General features: G+C 40.7%; 15 protein-coding genes. 13 read left to right on the top strand and 2 right to left on the bottom strand.

Features of this window, described 5'->3' with window-relative positions; genetic code table 11:
• Window positions 1-236: 236 nt before the first annotated feature.
• From ACGLYD_RS15010 to argH, 3 genes are read left to right on the top strand one after another with little or no spacing between them, the layout of a single operon-like run.
• Complete coding sequence (locus ACGLYD_RS15010; RefSeq protein ID WP_187045702.1) at window positions 237-1,307, top strand: ABC transporter ATP-binding protein; 1,071 nt, start codon at window positions 237-239, stop codon at window positions 1,305-1,307.
• Window positions 1,308-1,319: 12 nt separating this feature from the next.
• Complete coding sequence (locus ACGLYD_RS15005; RefSeq protein ID WP_067212385.1) at window positions 1,320-3,041, top strand: iron ABC transporter permease; 1,722 nt, start codon at window positions 1,320-1,322, stop codon at window positions 3,039-3,041.
• A gap of 34 nt (window positions 3,042-3,075) precedes the next feature.
• Complete coding sequence (argH, locus tag ACGLYD_RS15000) at window positions 3,076-4,593, top strand: argininosuccinate lyase (protein ID WP_187045700.1); 1,518 nt, start codon at window positions 3,076-3,078, stop codon at window positions 4,591-4,593.
• A gap of 122 nt (window positions 4,594-4,715) precedes the next feature.
• On the opposite strand, the gene ACGLYD_RS14995 is transcribed toward argH, so the two are convergent.
• Window positions 4,716-5,261 (bottom strand): helix-turn-helix domain-containing protein, encoded by a 546-nt coding sequence (locus ACGLYD_RS14995; RefSeq protein WP_399628857.1) that lies wholly within the window; start codon window positions 5,259-5,261, stop codon window positions 4,716-4,718.
• A 112-nt stretch (window positions 5,262-5,373) separates the two neighbouring features.
• On the opposite strand from ACGLYD_RS14995, the gene ACGLYD_RS14990 reads away from it, so the two are divergent.
• The 3 genes from ACGLYD_RS14990 to ACGLYD_RS14980 all read left to right on the top strand — a co-directional run bounded on the left by ACGLYD_RS14990 (window position 5,374) and on the right by ACGLYD_RS14980 (window position 10,945).
• A complete protein-coding gene (locus ACGLYD_RS14990) occupies window positions 5,374-6,651 on the top strand; it encodes an MFS transporter (RefSeq protein ID WP_187045698.1) in 1,278 nt (425 codons plus the stop codon).
• A 21-nt stretch (window positions 6,652-6,672) separates the two neighbouring features.
• On the top strand, window positions 6,673-7,662 hold the full coding sequence (locus tag ACGLYD_RS14985) for an ornithine cyclodeaminase family protein (RefSeq protein WP_342538964.1): 990 nt from the start codon (window positions 6,673-6,675) through the stop codon (window positions 7,660-7,662).
• Window positions 7,663-8,113: 451 nt separating this feature from the next.
• Window positions 8,114-10,945: an S-layer homology domain-containing protein gene (locus ACGLYD_RS14980; RefSeq protein ID WP_399628854.1), complete on the top strand. Its 2,832-nt coding sequence runs from the start codon at window positions 8,114-8,116 to the stop codon at window positions 10,943-10,945.
• An 85-nt stretch (window positions 10,946-11,030) separates the two neighbouring features.
• Here the strand turns inward: ACGLYD_RS14980 and ACGLYD_RS14975 are convergent, their stop codons facing one another.
• Complete coding sequence (locus ACGLYD_RS14975; protein WP_354312174.1) at window positions 11,031-12,428, bottom strand: DUF6612 family protein; 1,398 nt, start codon at window positions 12,426-12,428, stop codon at window positions 11,031-11,033.
• A gap of 216 nt (window positions 12,429-12,644) precedes the next feature.
• Here ACGLYD_RS14975 and ACGLYD_RS14970 point away from each other — a divergent pair, with 216 nt between their 5' ends.
• From ACGLYD_RS14970 to isdE, 7 genes are all read left to right on the top strand, one after another.
• Complete coding sequence (locus tag ACGLYD_RS14970; RefSeq protein WP_399628851.1) at window positions 12,645-13,940, top strand: hypothetical protein; 1,296 nt, start codon at window positions 12,645-12,647, stop codon at window positions 13,938-13,940.
• Between the two features lie 21 nt (window positions 13,941-13,961).
• Window positions 13,962-15,725: a hypothetical protein gene (locus ACGLYD_RS14965; RefSeq protein ID WP_399628848.1), complete on the top strand. Its 1,764-nt coding sequence runs from the start codon at window positions 13,962-13,964 to the stop codon at window positions 15,723-15,725.
• A 37-nt stretch (window positions 15,726-15,762) separates the two neighbouring features.
• On the top strand, window positions 15,763-16,380 hold the full coding sequence (locus ACGLYD_RS14960; RefSeq protein ID WP_399628845.1) for a class D sortase: 618 nt from the start codon (window positions 15,763-15,765) through the stop codon (window positions 16,378-16,380).
• 233 nt (window positions 16,381-16,613) lie between these two features.
• Window positions 16,614-17,258 carry an NEAT domain-containing protein gene (locus tag ACGLYD_RS14955; protein WP_187045691.1) on the top strand — a complete coding sequence of 215 codons (645 nt, stop codon included), beginning with the start codon at window positions 16,614-16,616 and terminating at the stop codon, window positions 17,256-17,258.
• Between the two features lie 22 nt (window positions 17,259-17,280).
• A complete protein-coding gene (locus ACGLYD_RS14950; RefSeq protein ID WP_399628841.1) occupies window positions 17,281-18,825 on the top strand; it encodes an NEAT domain-containing protein in 1,545 nt (514 codons plus the stop codon).
• Window positions 18,826-18,918: 93 nt separating this feature from the next.
• Window positions 18,919-19,896: an NEAT domain-containing protein gene (locus ACGLYD_RS14945; RefSeq protein WP_399628840.1), complete on the top strand. Its 978-nt coding sequence runs from the start codon at window positions 18,919-18,921 to the stop codon at window positions 19,894-19,896.
• 71 nt (window positions 19,897-19,967) lie between these two features.
• A complete protein-coding gene (gene isdE / locus ACGLYD_RS14940; protein ID WP_338655378.1) occupies window positions 19,968-20,855 on the top strand; it encodes a heme ABC transporter substrate-binding protein IsdE in 888 nt (295 codons plus the stop codon).
• Window position 20,856 lies beyond the last annotated feature (1 nt).

The raw sequence follows: 20,856 nt of genomic DNA, 5'->3' as shown, positions 1-20,856 counted from the left end.
ATATAAACTGAGCGAAGGCGCCTTCTAAGGGGTAGCCAACCGAACAACGAAGAGTTCGGTTTGTATAATTTCTGCGTTCTTTGCAGAAATTATACAGTTAATGCTAAGAGGATATTTCATATAGGTTAAAGGATATCTCATCTGGCTTAGGGCGGGAGGCATCCCCGAGCGCCGTAGCGGATTCAATGAACTTTTTTATTTCAACCTATATAGATTTGAGCGAAAGGGGTGACGGGATGAAGGGTGTTCGATTACAAGATATAACGAAAACGTTCGGAAAAGTTCACGGTGTGAAAGAGTTGAATATCGATATTCAACCTGGAGAATTTTTCACATTTCTTGGTCCGAGCGGATGCGGAAAGACGACGACGCTTCGTATGATTGCAGGATTTTATTACCCAACGGATGGGAAGATTTTTTTTGATGAACGTGATGTAACAAGGTTGCAGCCAAATAAGCGAGACATCGGCATGGTGTTCCAAAACTATGCACTTTTCCCGCATATGACGGTGAATGAAAACATTGCGTTTGGCTTAGAAGTGAGGAAGTTTTCGAAAGAGGATATAAAAGCAAAGGTGGATGAAGTGAGGGGCCTTGTGCGGCTTGAACAATACGGTGGGCGAAAAATCAATGAGCTTTCTGGCGGTCAGCAGCAACGTGTCGCATTAGCTCGGGCGCTCGTCATTAAACCGGATATTTTACTGTTGGATGAACCGTTATCGAACTTGGATGCCAAGTTGCGCGAAGAAACGCGTATTGAAATAAAAAGGCTGCAAGCGGAACTTGGTGTGACGACGGTCTATGTTACACATGATCAGACGGAAGCGATGGCGATGTCTGATCGCATTATGGTGATGGAAAACGGCTATGTACAACAGATTGGCACGCCGCAGGAAATTTACAATCGTCCAGTGAATCGATTCGTTTCATCATTCATTGGCGAATCGAATACGCTAGAAATGACTATCATGTCGATCGACAGTGAAAAAGTTGTTGTGAAAAATGAACAAGGTGTCACGCTGACGGGACTTCTTGAAAACAGTTCTCCACTTGCTCCGATGAATAAAGGGGAAACAATCCATGTGTCAATCCGTCCAGAATCAATTCTTCAAGGAGATGGGGAAAACACACTGACTGGAGAAATTACATTTGTTGAATTTACCGGTCTAAGTGTCAATTACATCGTGAAGATTCCTGGTATTACGCTCAAAGTAATGATTATTAATACAGGCGGAAAACTGTTGCAAATCGGGGATTCCATCCAGTTAAGTATCCCGTCTCGAAGCCTTTACTTTCTTGGGGAATAGGGGGCTAGACTTATGAAAAAACAGACAATCTACTCGTCGCAAGATAGTTTGTGGGCACGTATTACGCGGTCTCCTTCATTTATCTATGTCCTTATATCACCATTGTTCCTCATTTTGTTTGGATATGTTATTTTTCCATTTTACCAAACGTTCATCCAAAGCTTTGGCAGTGAGACAGGGCTGAACAATTATAAAAAGTTTTTCAGTTTGGAGAGTACATCCAATCTGGAAGCACTCTGGACGAGTGTGTACATTTCAGTAATTAGTGTTATTACGTGTGCGATTGTCGGCGTGTTGATGGCTTTTTTACTGGAGCGGTATGACTTTCCAGGGCGGCGTGTGTTGTCCATTCTCGTTTTAGTGCCAATGGCGTTGCCGCCGTTAGTTGGTGTGCTGTCGTTTACGTTTTTATATGGAGAAAGTGGGATTATTCCACGTGGTATCCAGCATTTATTCAACTTAGAGCAAGTGCCTTTCAAGCTAAAAGGGGTATGGGGCGTTATTGTAGTCCATACGTTTACGATGTATACGTACTTCTATTTGACCGCGTCGGCGGCGATTAAGGGACTCGATCCGTCACTCGAAGAAGCGGCGACAAACCTAGGTGCGAGCAGAATTCGGATATGGCGAAAAATCATTTTACCAATGCTGACGCCTTCCATTGTGGCCGCGGCGCTTCTCGTGTTCATGATTTCGATGGCGTCATACACAGCACCGCTCATTTTTGGAGTGGAGCGGACGATGACGATGCAAATCTATTTATCGAGAACGAATGGCAACTTGGATATGGCCGCAACACAATCGACAATATTATCATTTGTATCAATTTCATTTTTAATCATCATGAGATGGTACCAAAATAGGCGTAATTACCAAAACTTAAGCAAAGGAATTAGTGTCCATCGTTCGGAAGTGAAGTCGAAGGCGATGAAAGTGGTTTCCGTCATTCTATCTTTTGTTGGCGTTCTCATCTTGTTATTGCCGATTTTGACGCTCATTCTCATATCGTTATCTGTGGATGGCACGTGGACGACTCAAGTGTTGCCACCTGAATATACGTTTGACCATTATAAAGCATTATTCACGGATGAAAGGACATGGCGACCAATTTGGAACTCGTTGCAAATGGGCTTTGTGGCAACGCTTGGTAACATCGTGTTCGGTGTCGCAGCGGCGTATGCGATGGTAAGGCTTAATTTCAAAGGGAAGACATTGCTTGATATTTTAATCATGGTTCCGTGGGCGCTTCCAGGTACTGTTGTAGCAGTGAATTTGATTGCAGCATTCAGTGAAGAAAATATTTTCGCTTTCAATCAAGTGTTGATAGGGACGTTTTGGATATTGCCACTCGCTTATTTCATCCGCCACTTGCCACTCGTTTTCCGCTCGACATCAGCGTCGTTAATGCAGATGGACCAATCGATAGAAGAGGCTTCGAGGAGTCTTGGCGCTGGTTGGTGGATGACGTTCCGAAAAATTGTTTTACCATTGACATTGACGGGAATTTTAGCAGGAACACTTCTTGCATTTGTTCAAAGTATCGGGGAGTTTGTAGCGTCGATCCTCATTTATAGTACGTCAACGATGCCATTATCGGTAGCGATTTTCCAAAAGATGTATGCCTTTAAATTTGGAACAGCCTGCGCTTATGGTGTGTTGCAAATCATTTTAATCCTCATTGTGTTGACGATTTCTGAAAAGTTGTCTAAAGGAACTGCTGGTTCGGCGATTTAATTACTTAATTCCGAATGAAAGGGTGGATTACCTAATGATTAGGAGCTTCAAAGATCGCATCAATGAAGTCGAAGGAGAAGAGTTTCCGTCTAAAACGTATCGGAAAATGGTTTTGCAACCTGCTTATGATGAAGCGAAGAAGTACTTTTTACATTCGATGATTCAGATTCATACTGCACATTTAAAAATGTTGGAAGAGCAAGGTATTGTCAGTCAGGAAGATGCAGTGACGATTGGAAAAGCAATCCAGACACTCGATGTGGCTTATTACAGTACGGACCATTACAATCCGCTGTTTGAAGATCTCTTTTTCCGCATTGAGCATGATTTGATTGAGGATGCAGGGGAGATTGCGGGGAATTTGCATATTGCGCGAAGCCGGAATGATATGGGAATCGCTATTTATCGGATGACGCTTCGTAAAAAGCTACTTGAGCTAATGAGTGAGATGTTAGCGTTAAAAGATGCACTGATTGCATTTTGTGAAGAGCATGTCGATACAGTGATGATTGGTTATACCCATACGCAACAAGCGCAACCGACTACGCTCGCCCATTATTTAAAGGCAGTTATTGACCAACTCGGCAGAGATTTCAAGCGCGTTCAGTCGGCGTTTGGAACTGTAAATCGAAGCAGTATGGGAGCGGCTGCCCTAACGACTACGGGTTTTGCAATCAGCCGTGAACGAATGCGAGATTTGCTGGCGTTTGACGATATTATCGAGAATTCATGGGATGCGGTGGCCGGCGCGGATTACATTACGGAGTCGGCGAGTGCAGTCCAGTTGTCCGCGTTAAATTTAGGGCGTACTGTTCAAGACTTTCTAACATGGGCGACGCAGGAGTTTAATGTTTTCACATTGGCTGATCCATATGTCCAAATAAGTTCGATCATGCCTCAAAAACGAAACCCGGTGTCGATTGAACATATGCGTTCTTTATTGTCAGCAGTTGTGGGTGATACGAATACAGTGTTGACGATGGTGCACAACACACCGTTTGGGGATATTGTGGACACGGAAGACGATATGCAGCCTTTTTTGTGGAAAGCGATTGATCGGCTGATTGGAATCTACCAATTGTTCGGCAGTGTCGTCCTAACAATGAAAGTAAATAAGAAAAAGTTACTTGAACGGGCGGAAAGCAGTTTTGCGAACGTGACAGAACTGGCTGATACATTGGTTCGTTCGGAGCAGATTACCTTCAGACAATCCCATCTAATCGTCAGTAATTGTGTGAAAGCATTGGTAGTGGCAGGCGAGGAATCGTTAATGAGCCTTACATGGAAACTGGCGAATGACCAGGCACAGCTTGTTTTGAATAAAGATTTACTAATCACTGAAGAGGATTTCTATAAAACATTACGTCCGCAACATTTCGTAGCTATACGAACGATCTACGGTGGACCTTCCGCGGAAACGATGAAAGCTTCACTCGAACAATCGAAAGAGTTTACGAAAGAAGCAATGCATTGGCTCAATGATAAAGAACGTAGAATTATTGATGCAGAAATTCAGTTGGCAACATTTAAAACTGATTGGGGTAAGACTTGAAGACAGTCACCTACTTAATCCCAACACGAGCATGAAAGTTAGTACAATACATTTACGTGTTGGAAATGACATGAGAAAAGATAAATAACCTCCGACCAATTGCTGGTTAGAGGTTATTTGTGTTATTTTTCATCATACGAAATACATAAAAAACGCACATCGTTATTAGTATAATTATACCAATAATGCAGGTCTCGGGAATCAACCATAATGGAGTCGAAGGCATCGAGTGTATGTAGTTTTTCTCCGATTTGTACTGTCAATTGTCCCTCGAGAACATATAAAAACTCCTGTCCTTCGTGGGTGAATGGATCACCTTCATTTTGATTAGGTTTCATGACAACAAGGAGTGGTGTAAATGCTGGTTGATTCATCTCACCGCTCAAATCTTTGTAATAAATATTATGTTCTTTCGTCCGTATTGGAACGGTTGAATTCCGATGAACTACTTCTTTTTCCTCATTTGGGTCGATGAAAAAGTAACTTGGATTCACTTCGAGAGCAATGGAAATCTTTTTAAGGGACTCCAGTGTTGCTGACGATTTCCCGCGTTCCAGTTGAGATAAAAAGCTAATGGAAAACCCGGTCATTTCAGCTAGGACTTTCAATGTCATACGTCTTTTTGTTCGAATTTCCTTTATTTTAATACCCAAGTTACTATCTTGCATTTAATCACTCCTTTAAAAAAATGTTGACAGAAAATTTTATTATCAATATGATAGAATTAATCTAAATTGAAGTGTCACTTCAATTTAGTTAACAAACAAAGGGGAGTTTGGTATGGATAAAAGAAAGATGAATCGCGTCTTGCTTGCGAGTCTTATAGGGAGCTCTATTGAATGGTTCGATTACTTTTTATACGGAACGGTAGCGGCACTTGTTTTTAATCAAGTATTTTTTGTTACCGAAGACCCGTCAGTCGGCCTAATACTAGCGTATGCATCGTTTGCACTCGCATTCTTCATCCGTCCGTTCGGAGGAATTATTTTTAGTCATATTGGTGACCGGATAGGAAGAAAGAAAACACTTGTCCTAACACTTTCGCTGATGGGTGTTGCAACATTCGGAATGGGGCTATTGCCAACATACCAAGCAATCGGTATTTGGGCGCCGATTCTACTGATTACACTGCGCTTGATTCAAGGGTTAGGAATCGGCGGAGAATGGGGTGGAGCATTACTGCTCGCTGTCGAATATGCACCAAAAGAAAAACGTGGACTTTATGGAAGTGTACCACAAATGGGAATTACGATTGGGATGCTACTTGGAACAATTGCACTTTCGATTATGACACTTCTTCCTGAAGATTCATTTATGACATGGGGATGGCGAGTTCCATTCATCTTAAGTGCGTTGCTTGTCGTGTTTGGGTTATGGATTCGTAAAGGAATTGACGAAACACCGTCGTTTAAGGCAGTACAGGAAAAAGGGGAAATTCCGAAAGTACCGCTATTCCATACGTTAAAATATCACTGGCGCGAAGTACTCATCGCAATTGGCGCAAAAGTTGTTGAAACTGCACCATTTTATATTTTCAGTACATTTGTTGTATCTTATGCAACGACAAATCTTGGGTTCACTCGGACAGCAACATTAGGTGCGGTTATGGTCGGAACAATTGTTACAACGATCTTAATACCGATTATGGGCGCTTTGTCTGACCGTGTTGGTAGAAAACCGTTGTATGTATTCGGAACAATCGCCATGGCATTGTATGCATTCCCATACTTCTGGTTAGTGAAACAAGGTTCGGTAACACTCCTAGTTATTGCAACAGTAATTGGACTGGGCGTCATTTGGGCACCGATTACCGCAGTTCTTGGCACAATGTTATCAGAAATTTTCTCTGCAGAAGTCCGTTATACGGGTATCTCACTCGGTTATCAGATTGGTGCGGCATTAGCAGGAGGAACAGCACCACTTGTTGCAACGGCACTTTTACTAAAGTTCAACAACTCATATGTGCCAGTCGCACTGTATATTATCTTTACTGCAGTCGTTTCATTGTTAGCGGTTTGGGCTGTAAAAGATCGTAAAGGTCAAGAGTTAGACGCATAAATTAAAAAAGGTGGTATAAACATGCTTTTATTGAATGAAAATGAGATTCAATCTATTTATGGAATGAAAGAAGCATTAGTAGACATCGAAAAGGTTTTACGTTCTAAGGTCGAAGGGAAGATAAAGAATCCGCCACGGACAGTCGTTGAATTCCCAGACCATAACGCATCTTCATTGTACATGCCAAGTGCTGATCTAGTAGAAGAAGTAGTTACTGTGAAAACGGTTACAATTTTTCCGAATAATCCAGCAGTTGGAAAGCCGACAACTCAAGGAGTCGTACTCGTTACGGATGCACAAAACGGGGAGCATCTTGCATTAATGAATGCATCGTATTTGACGAGATTGCGCACGGGTGCACTTAGCGGGTTGGCGACAGCGAAATTGTCAAAGTTGAATTCAACTGTGCTAACAGTTATAGGCACGGGTGGAATGGCATTTGAACAAGTTCTTGGTGTTCTAGCAGTTCGCGATATCAAAGAGATTCTCCTTGTTAATCCGACAGAAGAAAAAGCGGTGAAGTTTGGCGAAAGACTTCAAGCATTTGGAGTTAATGAAGAAGTTCAAATTACTATTGTAAGGGATGTAGCTGACGCGGTTCGTCGTGCAGATATCATTTGTTGCAGCACTCGGTCTACTACACCAGTTTTCAACGGAACCGATGTTAAGCCAGGGACGCATGTTAATGGGGTTGGATCCTATTTACCACATATGAGGGAAGTAGATTTCGAATTCATTCAACGTGCCAGTAAAATTGTCGTTGATGATCTGGAAGGTGTAACGGAAGAGGCAGGGGAATTGATTCATGCTGCTACTGAGCCAAACTGGGGATTCGAAAAAATTCACGGGGAGCTAATGGATGTCGTTATCGGAAAGCTAGATGCCCGCACGAATGATGAAGAGATTACTTTCTTCAAATCGGTAGGTGCGGCATATTTCGATTTGGCCGTTGCGCAAGGCGTCTATCGAAAAGCGAATGATCAAGGCATCGGGGTACAATTTGAGATATAAGTAGTCGGGAAATAGGAAAGACACCATTTTGATAGTTCAAATGGTGTTTTTTTCTGTGGTGCATTTGTATGATTTTTACGAATTGTAATGAGTTCCTTCTATTATAGGGCCATATTTTTAACAATGGCACTCGACGGGTTGGGAGATAGAAGTATGGTAGACTGTTTTAAGCGTCCGGTTAACGGGTATAGAATACTATAGGTGAATGAAGCGCTCCTCGTCCTAGGCGATGTCGGTTGCTGTTTAATTCATCCTATTTACGTTGTTCCAGTACTGCTTAATCTGTTTGTGCCTTCTAATCTAGCAAACAACTATACCCATAAATTGGACCATGATAGACTTCAAACTACATGCTACGATAAGGGTGCAACAAAAAGGTACATAAGCAGTACCACTAAGAATTGGTATTTTTACAATGCAATTCTATAGTATTTAAGAGGAGGAATTTTTTATGACTAGTAAACAATCATCGAAGTACAAGAAATTTATAGTAGGAGCTGCAACAGCTGCTCTAGTAGCATCGGCAGTAGCACCGGTAGCAAGTGCGAAAGATTTCAAAGATACAAAAGGTAACACACACGAACCAGCAATCGACGCACTATCTGATGCGGGTGTCATCACTGGCTATCCAGACGGTTCATTCTTGCCAAACAAAACGTTGACTCGTTCTGATGTTGTGAAATTGATGGGTAAATGGCTTGTATCTGAAGGTTATAAAGTACCGACAGACTATAAAACTAACATGCGTTTCAAAGACTTGAAACCAACATCAAATGATGAGCTATTACAATATGCTGCAGTCGTAAAAGAAAATGGCGTATTTAACGGGAGTAACGGTAATCTATTAGCAGGCGACAACATCACTCGTGAAAACATGGCTGTTGTTATCGTTCGTGCTTTTGATACAGTTGAAGACATAGAACTCGTAAAATATGTTAAAGATCAAGACTTCAAAAAAGACGTTACTGATCTAGCAAAAGCAAAAGCTGAAGCTCGTACAGCAATCGACGTTCTTGATTTCTTCGATATCACGAACCCAGCTGCACCTGCTTTCAACCCTAAAGCCACAACAACTCGTGGACAGTTTGCTACGTTCTTACACAAAACTATTAAAACAGACTTCTCTGAAGTTAAAGCACCTGTAGTAGATGTGGATCAAGTTGCAGTGGACGCAGCAGCTGAACAAGTTAAAGCTGGCGCAGTTACTGTTGCTCGTGGAAACTATGCAACTGATGCTAACAAACTAGCAGCAGTTCAAACATATGTTACTTCACTTGTAACTGAAAAAGACGTAGTAGCAACAGTAGTTGCTGGTAAAACTGCTGGTGAATATGCTGTGACACTTACTAAAGGTGAAGCAAAAGCAGAGAAAACTATCGCTGTAACATTTGACTTCGCAGCAGACGATCGCTTTGTTACTGAAGTTAATGCATTGAACGCTACACAAGTTGAAGTTAAGTTTAGCACAGCTGTAGATGCAAGTGATATTGCTAACAAAGTATCTATACAAGGCGTGAAATTCACTTCTCAGTCTTTGTCACAAGATGGAAAAACTCTTTCATTAACTGCTGAGAAACCAGTTAACGCTACAAAAGCAACAGTTGTTGTTGAACCGATTAAAACAAAAGCAGATGCAAAAATTAAAACAGATAAATATGTTTCCACAATTACTTATAAAGATGAAGTAGCTCCGACAATTGCAAGCGTTGAAGCGAAAACAAGCGGTAACGTTGCAACTAACCTTACTTTGAAAACTTCAGAGCCAATTAAAGCTACTGGACTTGTTAAAGTGAACGGAACTTATGTAACTCCAGTATTTACAGATTCAACTACTATTTCAGTTTCTGGGCTTGCACTTGAAGCTGGAAAAACACACACAATCGAACTAGTTAACATTGAAGACTTGGCTGGTATTAAAACAGTTTCAACTTCAGCTAACTTTACTGTAAGCGTTGATGCAGCTGCTCCAGCGGCTACACTTTCAGCAAAAGGTGAAAAACAAATCCTAGTTACTTTTAACAAATCAATGGATGTTAAATCTGTTCAGAATGCTATAGTAAGTGGATCTGTTAAAGATGAAGCATTAAATACTATTGCAACAGGTACAGTAACTGCTGTAGAAGGTTCAAACGATACACAGTTCTTGATTCCAGTAACAGCTGAAAACGTTTTTGCGAATAAAGCGAGCAGAACGTTGACTGTCGTATTGACAGATGCAAACAAAGATAAATTAGGTAATAAAATTGCAGCTACTACACAGAATGTAACACTTACAAAAGACACTGTGAAACCAGTAGCAACTGGCTATAAAGTAATCAAAGACGACGCTGGTAAAGTTACTTCAGTTGAAGTTGACTTCAGCGAAGGATTAGCTGCAGGAACACCTGCATTACCAACAATCGTTAGCGAAAATGGTGTAGCTGTATCGAACTTACTTGGTGGATTCACTACAACAGTTAAAGCAGGAGATACAAAAGTAGTTTATACTGCTAAAACTCCAGCTGTAGTGTCTGGTAAATATGCATTATCATTTGCGAAAGAATTAGTTTCTGACCAAGCGGAGACTGCTAACAAATCAGACGCATTCAACTACACAATTGATTTCGGTCAAGCAGAAACTGCAACTACATTCGAATTAACTTCTGCAAATGCAGTGAAAAATGTTATTACAGTAACATTCCCAGAAGCTGTTAAAGGTGGAGCAGTTGCAAATTCTGCAACAGACCTTGCTAATTATTCTTTGGCTGGTAAACCACTAGCGGAAGGAACAACGATTACATTAGATAGCGCTCAAAAAGTAGCAACAATTACTTTACCAGCTGGATCTGTTGAGAAGACTGATCAAGCAGCTGTGTTTACAGTAGCAAACATCCAGTCTACATCTGGTAAAACATTAAAAACTTACACAAAAACAGTAGGTGTTGAAGATAATGTTGCACCAGTACTATTAAGTGCAAAAGTACTTGACGATAAATCAATCGAATTGACTTACAGCGAGAACGTTGACCTAATTGGTAGCGATGTAGGTGCTGACTTCACGATTATGGAAGGTACAACTGCTATCAATCTTGAAGCAAAAGAATTAAAAGCAAGTAAAGTATCTGGCTTCCCTACAAAAATTAAAATTACAATTGATAAAGCTGTAGTTGGTGGCGCATCAACTACTCTAGATATTACAAAAGATATTACAGTTGAAACAAAAGCATCTGCTATTGTTGTAGACAAAGAAACAACTCCGAACACTCAAAAATCCGGAGTTAAAGTAACTGCTTCAAAACAGTAAATATTTAGCTGCTACTTTATAATGCAATTCAAAAAAGCGGAACAAGCTCATTACGAGCTCGTTCCGCTTTTTCAAATCTACCTACTTACTTATTCAAAGCCTCAGCTTTTTCAAACTCCAACTCTAATTGTTTCATATACTCTTCCATGCTGATTGCTTTTTTGATAACGTCAGCAGGAACTTTGATTTCTTTTACTGCGTTAAAGTTGCTGAATGTTCCTTCAAGAAGTAATTTGATAGAGATTGTATCCTCATCCACCGTCATTGTAATATTTGCAACTGCAGATGTATCAAGTGGGAACAATGTCTTTTTATCGATTGTAGAAACAACATAGAATTCCTCGATGTTGAAATCTAGACCCTCAAGACCAATTACTTCTTCAGTAATTTCTCCCTCAGTAGCCTCTTCTTCAACGACAACTGCTTCATCAGTAACAGTTTCTTCAACAACTGCTTCTTCAGTAGCTTCTACAGCTACTTCTTCGATAACTTTCGTTTCTTCAGTTTTAGCTTCTTCAGTTACAGGAGTAGCTTTTACATCTTCTGATACAACTGGTTCAGTTAAGCCTGATCCTAGAAGTAAAGAAGTTACTTCTTCCATCATAGAAGCGAATTCTTCGTTAGAAATAGTTTGTGTCATTACATATACATCATCGTATTCAAAGATGTTAACGCCTTTAGTGAATTTCTTTTGTAGCTCTTCTAATTGTGCAAGTAGATCTGTTTGTGTTGAAAGATCAAGTAAACCTTTTGTTAGTTCATCGTCATGCTTGACCCATACATCACCGATTTGTTGGAAATAACCATCTTTTGTGAGGTACATAGAAGAAACATCTTCAATTGCTTCTCCTGCAAAGTCTGTTGATGCTTTAGTAATTGTATAGAATGATAGTGGCTCGTTGATTTGGTCCATCTTGATATCCATAAGCATGCTGATTGCTTCATTTTCTTCAAGAGATGACTCCATTTTCATGTCCATTGTTAATGCTGAAGAAACACTTTTCAAGTCAGCTGCAGCTGATTTTGCTAAGAATGCAGCGACGTCTTGTACACGGTTTGTCGTAACGGTAACCGTTTTTTGATCTTCAGAAACTTCAACTTCGAAACCTTCTAAAGTTGCTAAAAACTCACCAGAAACATAGTTTCCTGCGTTTTGCAAAGTAAGAGGGAATTCAGTGTCCGCTTTCTTGCCGTCTACTTCAATCGAACTTGCAGCTGCATTGAAATCAACAGTCAAGTACGTGTTTGTTACGTTAACTTTACCTGATTTGTCCTTAGCAACTTTATAGCCAGCTTCCTTAAACAAATCTTCCACCGGAATTAAAACTTGATCGTGTGACATAAAGGGTTGCTCGTAGCTAGTAACCTCGACGCCATCTACTACTAACTTCATTGCGGATGATTGTGCAGCCGCTGATCCGTGTGGCAATGCGAACGATAGTGCGAAAACGAACGCCAATGCCCATGTAATAATCTTCTTCATTGAAATAAAACCCCCATCAAATTATTGGTAAAAAACCTACTAAGTTGTAAGTATACTACCATTTACGAGTATATTCCAGAAAGGTTTCACTTATTACGAAATTAATCTGAATTTATTATTGTCATTTAAGTAGTTTGATAGATTTAACAAAGGGTATCTGTATATAAATGAATTATTAAAAAACTCTAAGTCGTTTCTGGAAAGGTGGTGAATTGAGTGAAGAGAATATTTATTGTTTGTGTGACTTGTATAACATTCTTTCTCGTATCACCAACTTTTGTTCATGGTGAAAAAATGCCGATAGAAAAGTCTGATGGCTTATTGGCTGGTACTTTGAAGAATGTCGGTGCAGAGTTAAAAACCACAACAGAGTCAATTGGAATGGTAGTAGAGGAGTCGGTGCATGGCGCTGGAGAAACGGTTAAAGACACAGTTGTTTTTGCAGAACAGACTGTTAAGAGTTTGTCTGAGCCAGCGAAAAGTGAAGCTGAAATTTCACTACTAAAAAATACAAAAAGTTTACTAGAAAACACGGTTGGCAACACTTTACCTGTTGTGGAAAAAACGACTGAAGCAGTAACTGAAACGATTAGAACTACGTCAACTGAAGTAACGAATACTGTAGATTCTATCGTAAATGAATTACCGGAAATGCCTGTGGTCACTCCAGTTGTTGAAGGAGTAAAAGAATTAGGGAAGCAAACAACGACTGAAGTGCTGAAAACGGTCAATCTGACAGTGGATTCTGTTGTAGCTGAATTGCCGACTGTCCCTGTTGTTACCCCGGTTGTAAAGGAAGTTGGAAATACGGTTAAGGAGACGGTTTCTGCGGTTCAACCAATTCAGGTAAAACCAGTTGCGGATGAAACAGAAAAAATTTCGGACAGTATTCCAATAGATGCAGTTGTAGAGACTAACGAGACGGTAAGTAAAGAACCGCAAAATGATAGCGGGACAATTAGTATGGAGAGCGATAAATCCTACCAAAGACAATTAAACGCAACACGTATAATTCTAGTGGAAGAAACAACTGATTTGATTAAACAGGAGGAACCTGTAGTGGAAGAACAGGCAGGCCTTAGTGATAGACCGAATAGACTTCCTGATGAAGCGGAAATAGTTAGTGCTCTTCCTATTTCAAAAGATTCTTCAAATCTCGTTTCTATGAAAATAGTAGCGCCTCAACTATCAAATTATACGGGTGGTGACTCTGTTAACTTCCAAAAAGAGGTGGATCAAAAGTCTACTCTGCCAACCGAACCCCGACAAAAATGGAAAGATCTTTCGGTAGCTACCATAACATCGTCCATGTCCTCAATAGCAACTTCTCCATTACAAATAAGTGGACACAATGATTTTGGGTTTGGGGTAGTAGTTGATGTATTTTTATTACTTATTTCAAATGGTAGGCAATGGATGCCATCAGATGACCATGCGATGATTCAATGGACACATGCTCCTCCAGGGCAACCGCCGCAACAAACTCCTTTTTTAAATGTGAAACAAACATAATAAAAAAGGAGAGGAATAATAATGAAAAACAATTGGATGAAGTATACTGGGGTCACTTTAGGGATGTGCTTGACACTGAGCTTCTTCCCCTCATTTGTGAATGCGGATGAAACAGGAGAAGATAACTCGTTGAATTTGGATATTAACCTACTGAATGACAAGGAAGATAAGGCAACAATTGTGGATATTCAAGCGGATAATATTCCGATTTTAGGAGACCTGAAAGCACAGATTCCAGCAAAAAGTCCAGTCTCTGCGAATACCAGCGATGTAGGAGAGGATAATCAACAGAAATCTGCCCTTGCAACAATCGAATTGACCAATCCAGATGGGTTAATCGACGATCTGAATGTCTCCGTCATGGAACAAAGCAGTATGCGAGACGAGAACTCTGCTGCAAGCAAAAGCTCACTCGCATCGGTCAACTTATCGACACCGATCACAAACGAAGTCGAGTTGGATGTTCTTCTTTCAGATGCACAATCAGGCGATGAAACCTCATCGTATGATGGTGGATTAGTGGAGTTGAATGCAGAAGATCTGCCAGTACTCGGAGAAGTACATGCAGGCGTTTTGGATAGTCACTATAAAAACGCTGAGGAAAGTACATCATTGTCATCTGGTTTGATCCAAGCCGATTTAGATGATGGGTTATTGGATGAAACTTCAGTTGATGTCCTCTCTGTGGATAAATCCATGAATGAGGAAAGTAGTCAACAATCAAAGGCTTTAGCATCTGTCAAAGCAGATGACAATTCACTTGGTGGACTAATCGACGATCTGAATGTCTCCGTCGTGGAGCAAAGCAGCATGCAAGATGAGAACTCTGCTGCAAGCAAAAGCTCACTCGCATCGATTGACTTATCGACGCCGATCACAAACGAAGTCGAGTTGGATGTTCTTCTTTCAGATGCACAGTCAGGCGATGAAACCTCATCGTATGATGGTGGATTAGTAGAGTTGAATGCAGAAGATCTGCCAGTACTCGGAGAAGTACATGCAGGCGTTTTGGATAGTCACTATAAAAACGCTGAGAAAACTACATCATTGTCATCCGGTTTGCTACAAGCCGATTTAGATGATGGGTTATTAGATAAAACTTCAGTTGATGTTCTTACGCTAGACAGGAACACAGATGGAAATATGACATCTACTAAACATAGCGGTGTTTCATTAATTGTTGGGAACGATACAATTGGAAATATCAACGTCGATATCCTAACAAATGAAACTATTCAGCCCGTTGCTGCTGTGGAGCAGCCCGGTTTAACCGAAGGAGATACTGAACTCACTCCACCTATAGATGATGCAACTGGCTTAACGCCAGATGAAGGTGGAGATGTCGCAACCCCAAATGAAGAAACAGTTTCACCACCAAAGACTGAAGATGTGACCGGTTTAAAACCAGGCTCTGACGCAGGTGGTGTGTCACCCAATGTAAATATAGAGGAGCAAACGCCGAGTACTGTGACCGAGGGAATTCCACTGAATGAAAATGCGGAAGGCGTAAGTGACGATACAGTCGGAATAACACACAGTGAAGACAGTGCCAGTTCAGCATCAGAGGAGGAAACTGATGGTATAGTATGGGCCGCAACTGATTCTAATGCAATGTCAGAAGCTATTGCAATGGATACAATTGGCATGAAACAAAATCCTCCATCCAGCAATGGAATGGGACAAGTATTGCCGAAAACGGGAGGGTTTTTCGATAGTATAATCCTTTCTTTACTAGCCTTGTTTCTTCTTGCAACTGGACTGGGTATCCGTCGATTTGCTCATTAATCCAAGTGATTTCAAGAGCAAGGGAGCGGATGCGTAGATGAAAAAAACAATGAAATGGCTAGGAAACATTATGATTATGACGAGCATTTTTTTGCTGGTGTGGTTGATTGCGGGAAATATGACTAGCAAACAGCAGCAAAACCACCTTTTAGATGCTTTCGATTCGGTCAAAGCGGAAGCCGATTTTGATAGGACTATACCAACTGATGAACAAGGACCTTCTGGTGGGGAAAAACAAGAATCCAGTGGAATTGAAGGGGTATTGTCCATTCCCGTCATCAATCTTGAGTCTCCAGTGCTGTATGGAGCCGATCCAGTTAGCCTAAGTAGAGCGTTGGGTGCTGTAGCGGATATGGATAAGCCAGGTGAGTTAGATGGCAGTTATGCTATCGCAGGTCACCAAGCCCATGTGTTTGGTGCGTTCTTTAATCGTCTTCATGAAGTTGAAGTTGGTACTCGCTTCATTTATGAAACAGTTGAAGAATCCATGGAATTCGAAGTGTTTGATGTGAAAGTGGTCAAGCCGAATGAAGTGAATGTCCTTGACCGAAAAAAAGGTGTCGCGCTGCTCTCGCTAATTACGTGCTATCCTGCGAACTCGAACAAATATAGACTTGTAGTCCAAGCGAAGAGAGTGGATGCGGTGACACCATAACGAACCTTAGAAATCAGTAACCCCCTTAATGTCACATAGTTGACAATGAGGGGGTTTTTCTTTGAATTGTGTCAGGATTGTTGTGATGACTGTCACCACACATGTGAACAGTTTGTGAAAGCCTTTGCAAGTTGTTTGACAACACAAATCTATAAGCTATTATAGGAAGAGTAATAGATGATAATTGTTCTCACTATGGATTCTTCCCGTGTGGAGGGAGGAGGTATTGTGTTTTGAAACATCGATTAGCCATACCACTTTCATTTCTCATTTTTTTTAGTGTTGTTTTTGGTTCTTATACACCTAATGCTCACGCAGCCGAACTCTCGGATGGTACATATGTTGTCGACTACGAAATGTTGCAAGCTGAGAATGATTCCGTATCGATTGCAAATGATTATTTTGAAAAACCGGCAACGCTGACGATTGATAAAGACGGGCAGTATTTACAATTCACAGTGAACCATGCTAAATGGATTAAATTCATAAAATCGGCAAATGGTGAATCATTTGCTGACGTGAATATGGTCAGTGAAGATCTTGAGAATGATAAGCGCGTCATTGCATTTAAAGTAGACGGAGATAGTACAGAGCCGTTGCTGTTACAAATGCATGTTGTCATTGAAGAGATGGAGCCGTCGTATGATCACAAGTACTCGGTCCGTTTGAATCTAGATGTAGAAACAATGGAATTGACAGACGCTCCTGCGGTTGTTGTTAATACACCTGTTGCCGAATCAAAATCTGTTGACACGATTGAAAAGAAAGATGAGCCAACAAGTAGCACAGCACTTATTTATGTATTGCTCGCAATAATCGCTATCATTGCGATTATTTTTGTGCGCAAGTTCAGTTCCGCGAAGAAAGTAAAAAAATAAACCATTAAAAGGGGATTAACGAATGAAAAAGCAACTAATGATGTTATTTTCAGCACTACTCGTTCTATTTACTGTACTACCTGCTAGCCAATTCGAAGCAGCTGAAGTAACTACACCGGTGAAACAAGAATTTGAACTACCACTTGATATATTGCAAGTTGAAAATGATGATAAATCAGCAACAGCACAATATGTGAAAAGCCCTGCGAAAATTGTTGTTGAAGACGGCAAAACTTTCGCATACGTAACATTATTAAGCAGTAAATGGTGGCAGTCACTGAAAGTCCAAACAAAACAACCAGGTACATTTAAAGAAACAAACTTCGCAGATGCAGAAGTAATCAGTGAAGATAAGGCAGCGGATACTAGACTTGTTAAATTTGAAGTTCAAGATCTTAGTAAAGAATTGAATGCTAAAATCCATATTATCGTAACGGGTGTACCAGGCCTAGGCGAGTATGACCACAGCTATGATATCCGTTTGAAATTCGATGACAGCAAAACTCCGGTAGTACCAGAAGTACCGGAAGTAACTCCTGAAAAACCGGAAACTCCCGAAGTACCCGTAACACCAGCACCAGAAGTAATTAAAGACGGTGCATATACAATCGATTACAAAGCATTGCATGAAGAAGAAGATAAAGATTCATCAATGACTAGATACCTTGAAACACCAGCAGCACTTTCTGTGAAAGACGGTAAAAACCTTGTTACAATGACACTTACGAACAATGAACAAATTACCGCTTTCCAAGTAGAACAAGCTGGTAAATTCGTAGATACAACTGTTGTAAAAACAGATGTAGAAGCAAACACAAGAGTTGTTGAATTTGAAGTAGCTGATTTATCAACAATTATCAATGCTAAATTCACAGTATTTGTAGCAGCAGCGAACCACACAGGGAACTATACTGTACGTCTTGCTTTTGACAAAGCAACTATTAAACCAGTTGTAATAGAAGAAGTACCTGGTGAAGAAGTAGAAACGCCTGTTGAAGTAGTACCCGTAACATTTAAAGATATTGACAAAACATGGGCAAAACCTTACATCGAGTCACTTGCATCAAAACAAATCGTTAAAGGAAAAACGGCTACAACGTTTGCTCCAAATGATCAAATTACAAGAGCACAATTTGCCATCCTATTGTCACGTGCACTTGAACTTCCGAAACAAGATTATAAAGGAACATTCTCTGACGTAACAAAAAACATGGACTGGATCGTTTACGAAGCTGAAGCAGCAAGCCGTGCAGGTATCATAAGCGTAACTGATGGGAAATTCCGTCCGAATGAAGCAATTACACGTCAACAAATGGCTACTATGATTATCCGTGCAATTGAATACAAAGATGCAAGTGTACTAGAAGGCGTGAAAAATGGTGTTGCGTTTGCAGATGCGAAAGACATTACTGCATATGCAAAAACATCTGTCGACTTGGCAGCTGGTCTTGGTATCATTGGCGGTAAAGAAGTAAAAGGTAAACAACTATTCGAACCAAAAGCAAACGCGACACGCGCACATGCTTCTAAAATGGTTTATTACTTACTCGAAACACTTCAAAAATAATTTTATACAATCAATCAATGCCGGCGTCACTGCACCATTTGTGACAGCCGGCGTTGTACTGATTAAAATGTTTTCGGTAAAGGAGATAATGATTTGAAAAAAAAATCCGTATTTATGATGACAGTATTATTCGCTTTATTTACGATACTTCCCACAATTGCACCTGACAAAGCAGCTGCGGCTTCCAAATATGCCGATGGCGAGTACACGGTTCCGTTTACAGTGTTAAAAGATACAGGTAATGAGCAATCGACGACAGCTGACTATATGGTTAGTCCGGCGAAAGTAACCGTTCAAAACGGTAAAACGTATGCCGTTGTTACATTGAAAAACAGTTCTTGGTGGCAATACTTTAAAGTGCAAGCAGGCGGTGGATTTGCCGATGTACAAGTAGTAAGTAATGATACGGCAAATGATAAACGCGTTGTGAAATTTGAAGTGACAGACATTGAGCAATTGGTAAATGCCAAAATTCATGTCATTGTAACGGGCATACCCGGTTTTACATATGACAACAAATACGATATCCGCTTCAAATTTAACAGTTCCAATATCCCTTTAGCGCCTGTCGCCGGGCAGCCCGCAACACCTCCAGCGTCTAAACCAACACCTAAACCAGTACAACCAACACCGAAACCAACGCCCAAACCTTCAGTAACGGAAAAGGCGACTGCAACACCTAAACCAGTTGAAAACAAACAGGCTGTAACAAAAGTAGAAACGAAAACTGAAGAAAAAAACGAAGCGAAACCAGTAGAATCTAAAGAAGTTGCGAGTGAAAAGTCAGCTACAACAGCAGAAGAAAAAGCGACTGTTGAGACTGAGCAATCGAAAGAAGAAGCTGAGTCTGTGGCGAGTGAAGAAGAAATCGTTGCCGAAGATCAAGCAGCGGCAGAAAAAGAAGAAGAGTCATCTGAAGTAACGAATGAAGCAAACGAGGCTGAAGTTGAAGCAGATTCAATATCTGAGTCGAATTCGAAATCTATATGGTATATCGTCATTTTCTCGATACTTATTCTTGGTGGAGTTATTGTCTTTGCTATGAGACAGCGCACACGGACTGAAAAGTAAGAGGTACATGGTAGTCGGGTCTTGAGAACGAAAGCGAGACCCTTTTTTACATAAGCTACAAGGAGTTGTTAATGAACATGCGAAAAGCACGTAATCTTTTTTATATACTTCTAGCTACTGTAGTTCTAGCTGGTTGTTCGTCCCAAAAAGGCACTTCATCCAATGAAGAAAATACCGAACCAGCGGGTGAGCGGATCGTTGCTACAACGGTTGCGTTGACGGAAATTATGGATGCCCTAGAAATCGATTTAGTCGGGATACCATCAAGTTACAAAGACTTGCCGAAACGCTACACCGATGTACAAGAGGTCGGGAATCCGATGAGCCCAGACATGGAAATGCTTTTGTCACTGAAACCGACAGAAATATTATCTGTGACAACGTTGAAATATGATTTGCAAGAGATGTTTGACGAACGTGACATCGATATGACTTATGTAAATTTGGAAAGCATAGACGCAATGCACAGCGAAATCTTACATTTAGGTGAGAAGTATGATCGCGAAAAACAAGCGAAAGCGATTGTCGATCAATTCGAAGAGAAAGTTGCCGAAATTGATAAACTATCAGAAGGTAAAGCTCAGCCTACTGTGCTCATTTTACTTGGTATTCCAGGGAGTTATCTAGTTGCAACAGAACATTCCTATATCGGAGACCTCGTTAAGCGAAGCGGCGGTAAAAATGTCATTACAGGAGAAAAAGTAGAGTTTCTTTCTTCTAATACAGAATACTTACAGCAAGCAAAACCGGATATCATTTTAAGAGCTTCACATGGTATGCCAGAACAGGTCATTCAAATGTTTGACGATGAGTTCAAATCGAATGACGTTTGGCAACATTTCGAAGCTGTTAAAAATGACCGTGTCTATGATTTAGACGAACTTCTATTTGGAACAACAGGCAGTTTAGCAGCAGTCGAAGCATTGGGCGAACTGCAAAAAATGTTGTATCCAAACTAAA

This window comes from Sporosarcina sp. SG10008, from assembly GCF_044569405.1.
Classification (GTDB): Bacteria; Bacillota; Bacilli; order Bacillales_A; family Planococcaceae; genus Sporosarcina; species Sporosarcina psychrophila.
The sequence above is the reverse complement of the archived record's forward strand: the minus strand, read 5'-3'. Positions and strand labels throughout refer to the sequence as shown.

Excerpts from the sequence above, each read along its gene's own strand:
- ACGLYD_RS15010 (WP_187045702.1), top strand. The coding sequence starts at position 237 with ATGAAGGGTGTTCGATTACAAGATATAACGAAAACGTTCGGAAAAGTT.
- ACGLYD_RS15005 (WP_067212385.1), top strand. The coding sequence starts at position 1,320 with ATGAAAAAACAGACAATCTACTCGTCGCAAGATAGTTTGTGGGCACGT.
- argH (WP_187045700.1), top strand. The coding sequence starts at position 3,076 with ATGATTAGGAGCTTCAAAGATCGCATCAATGAAGTCGAAGGAGAAGAG.
- ACGLYD_RS14995 (WP_399628857.1), bottom strand. The coding sequence starts at position 5,261 with ATGCAAGATAGTAACTTGGGTATTAAAATAAAGGAAATTCGAACAAAA.
- ACGLYD_RS14990 (WP_187045698.1), top strand. The coding sequence starts at position 5,374 with ATGGATAAAAGAAAGATGAATCGCGTCTTGCTTGCGAGTCTTATAGGG.
- ACGLYD_RS14985 (WP_342538964.1), top strand. The coding sequence starts at position 6,673 with ATGCTTTTATTGAATGAAAATGAGATTCAATCTATTTATGGAATGAAA.
- ACGLYD_RS14980 (WP_399628854.1), top strand. The coding sequence starts at position 8,114 with ATGACTAGTAAACAATCATCGAAGTACAAGAAATTTATAGTAGGAGCT.
- ACGLYD_RS14975 (WP_354312174.1), bottom strand. The coding sequence starts at position 12,428 with ATGAAGAAGATTATTACATGGGCATTGGCGTTCGTTTTCGCACTATCG.
- ACGLYD_RS14965 (WP_399628848.1), top strand. The coding sequence starts at position 13,962 with ATGAAAAACAATTGGATGAAGTATACTGGGGTCACTTTAGGGATGTGC.
- ACGLYD_RS14960 (WP_399628845.1), top strand. The coding sequence starts at position 15,763 with ATGAAAAAAACAATGAAATGGCTAGGAAACATTATGATTATGACGAGC.
- ACGLYD_RS14950 (WP_399628841.1), top strand. The coding sequence starts at position 17,281 with ATGAAAAAGCAACTAATGATGTTATTTTCAGCACTACTCGTTCTATTT.
- isdE (WP_338655378.1), top strand. The coding sequence starts at position 19,968 with ATGAACATGCGAAAAGCACGTAATCTTTTTTATATACTTCTAGCTACT.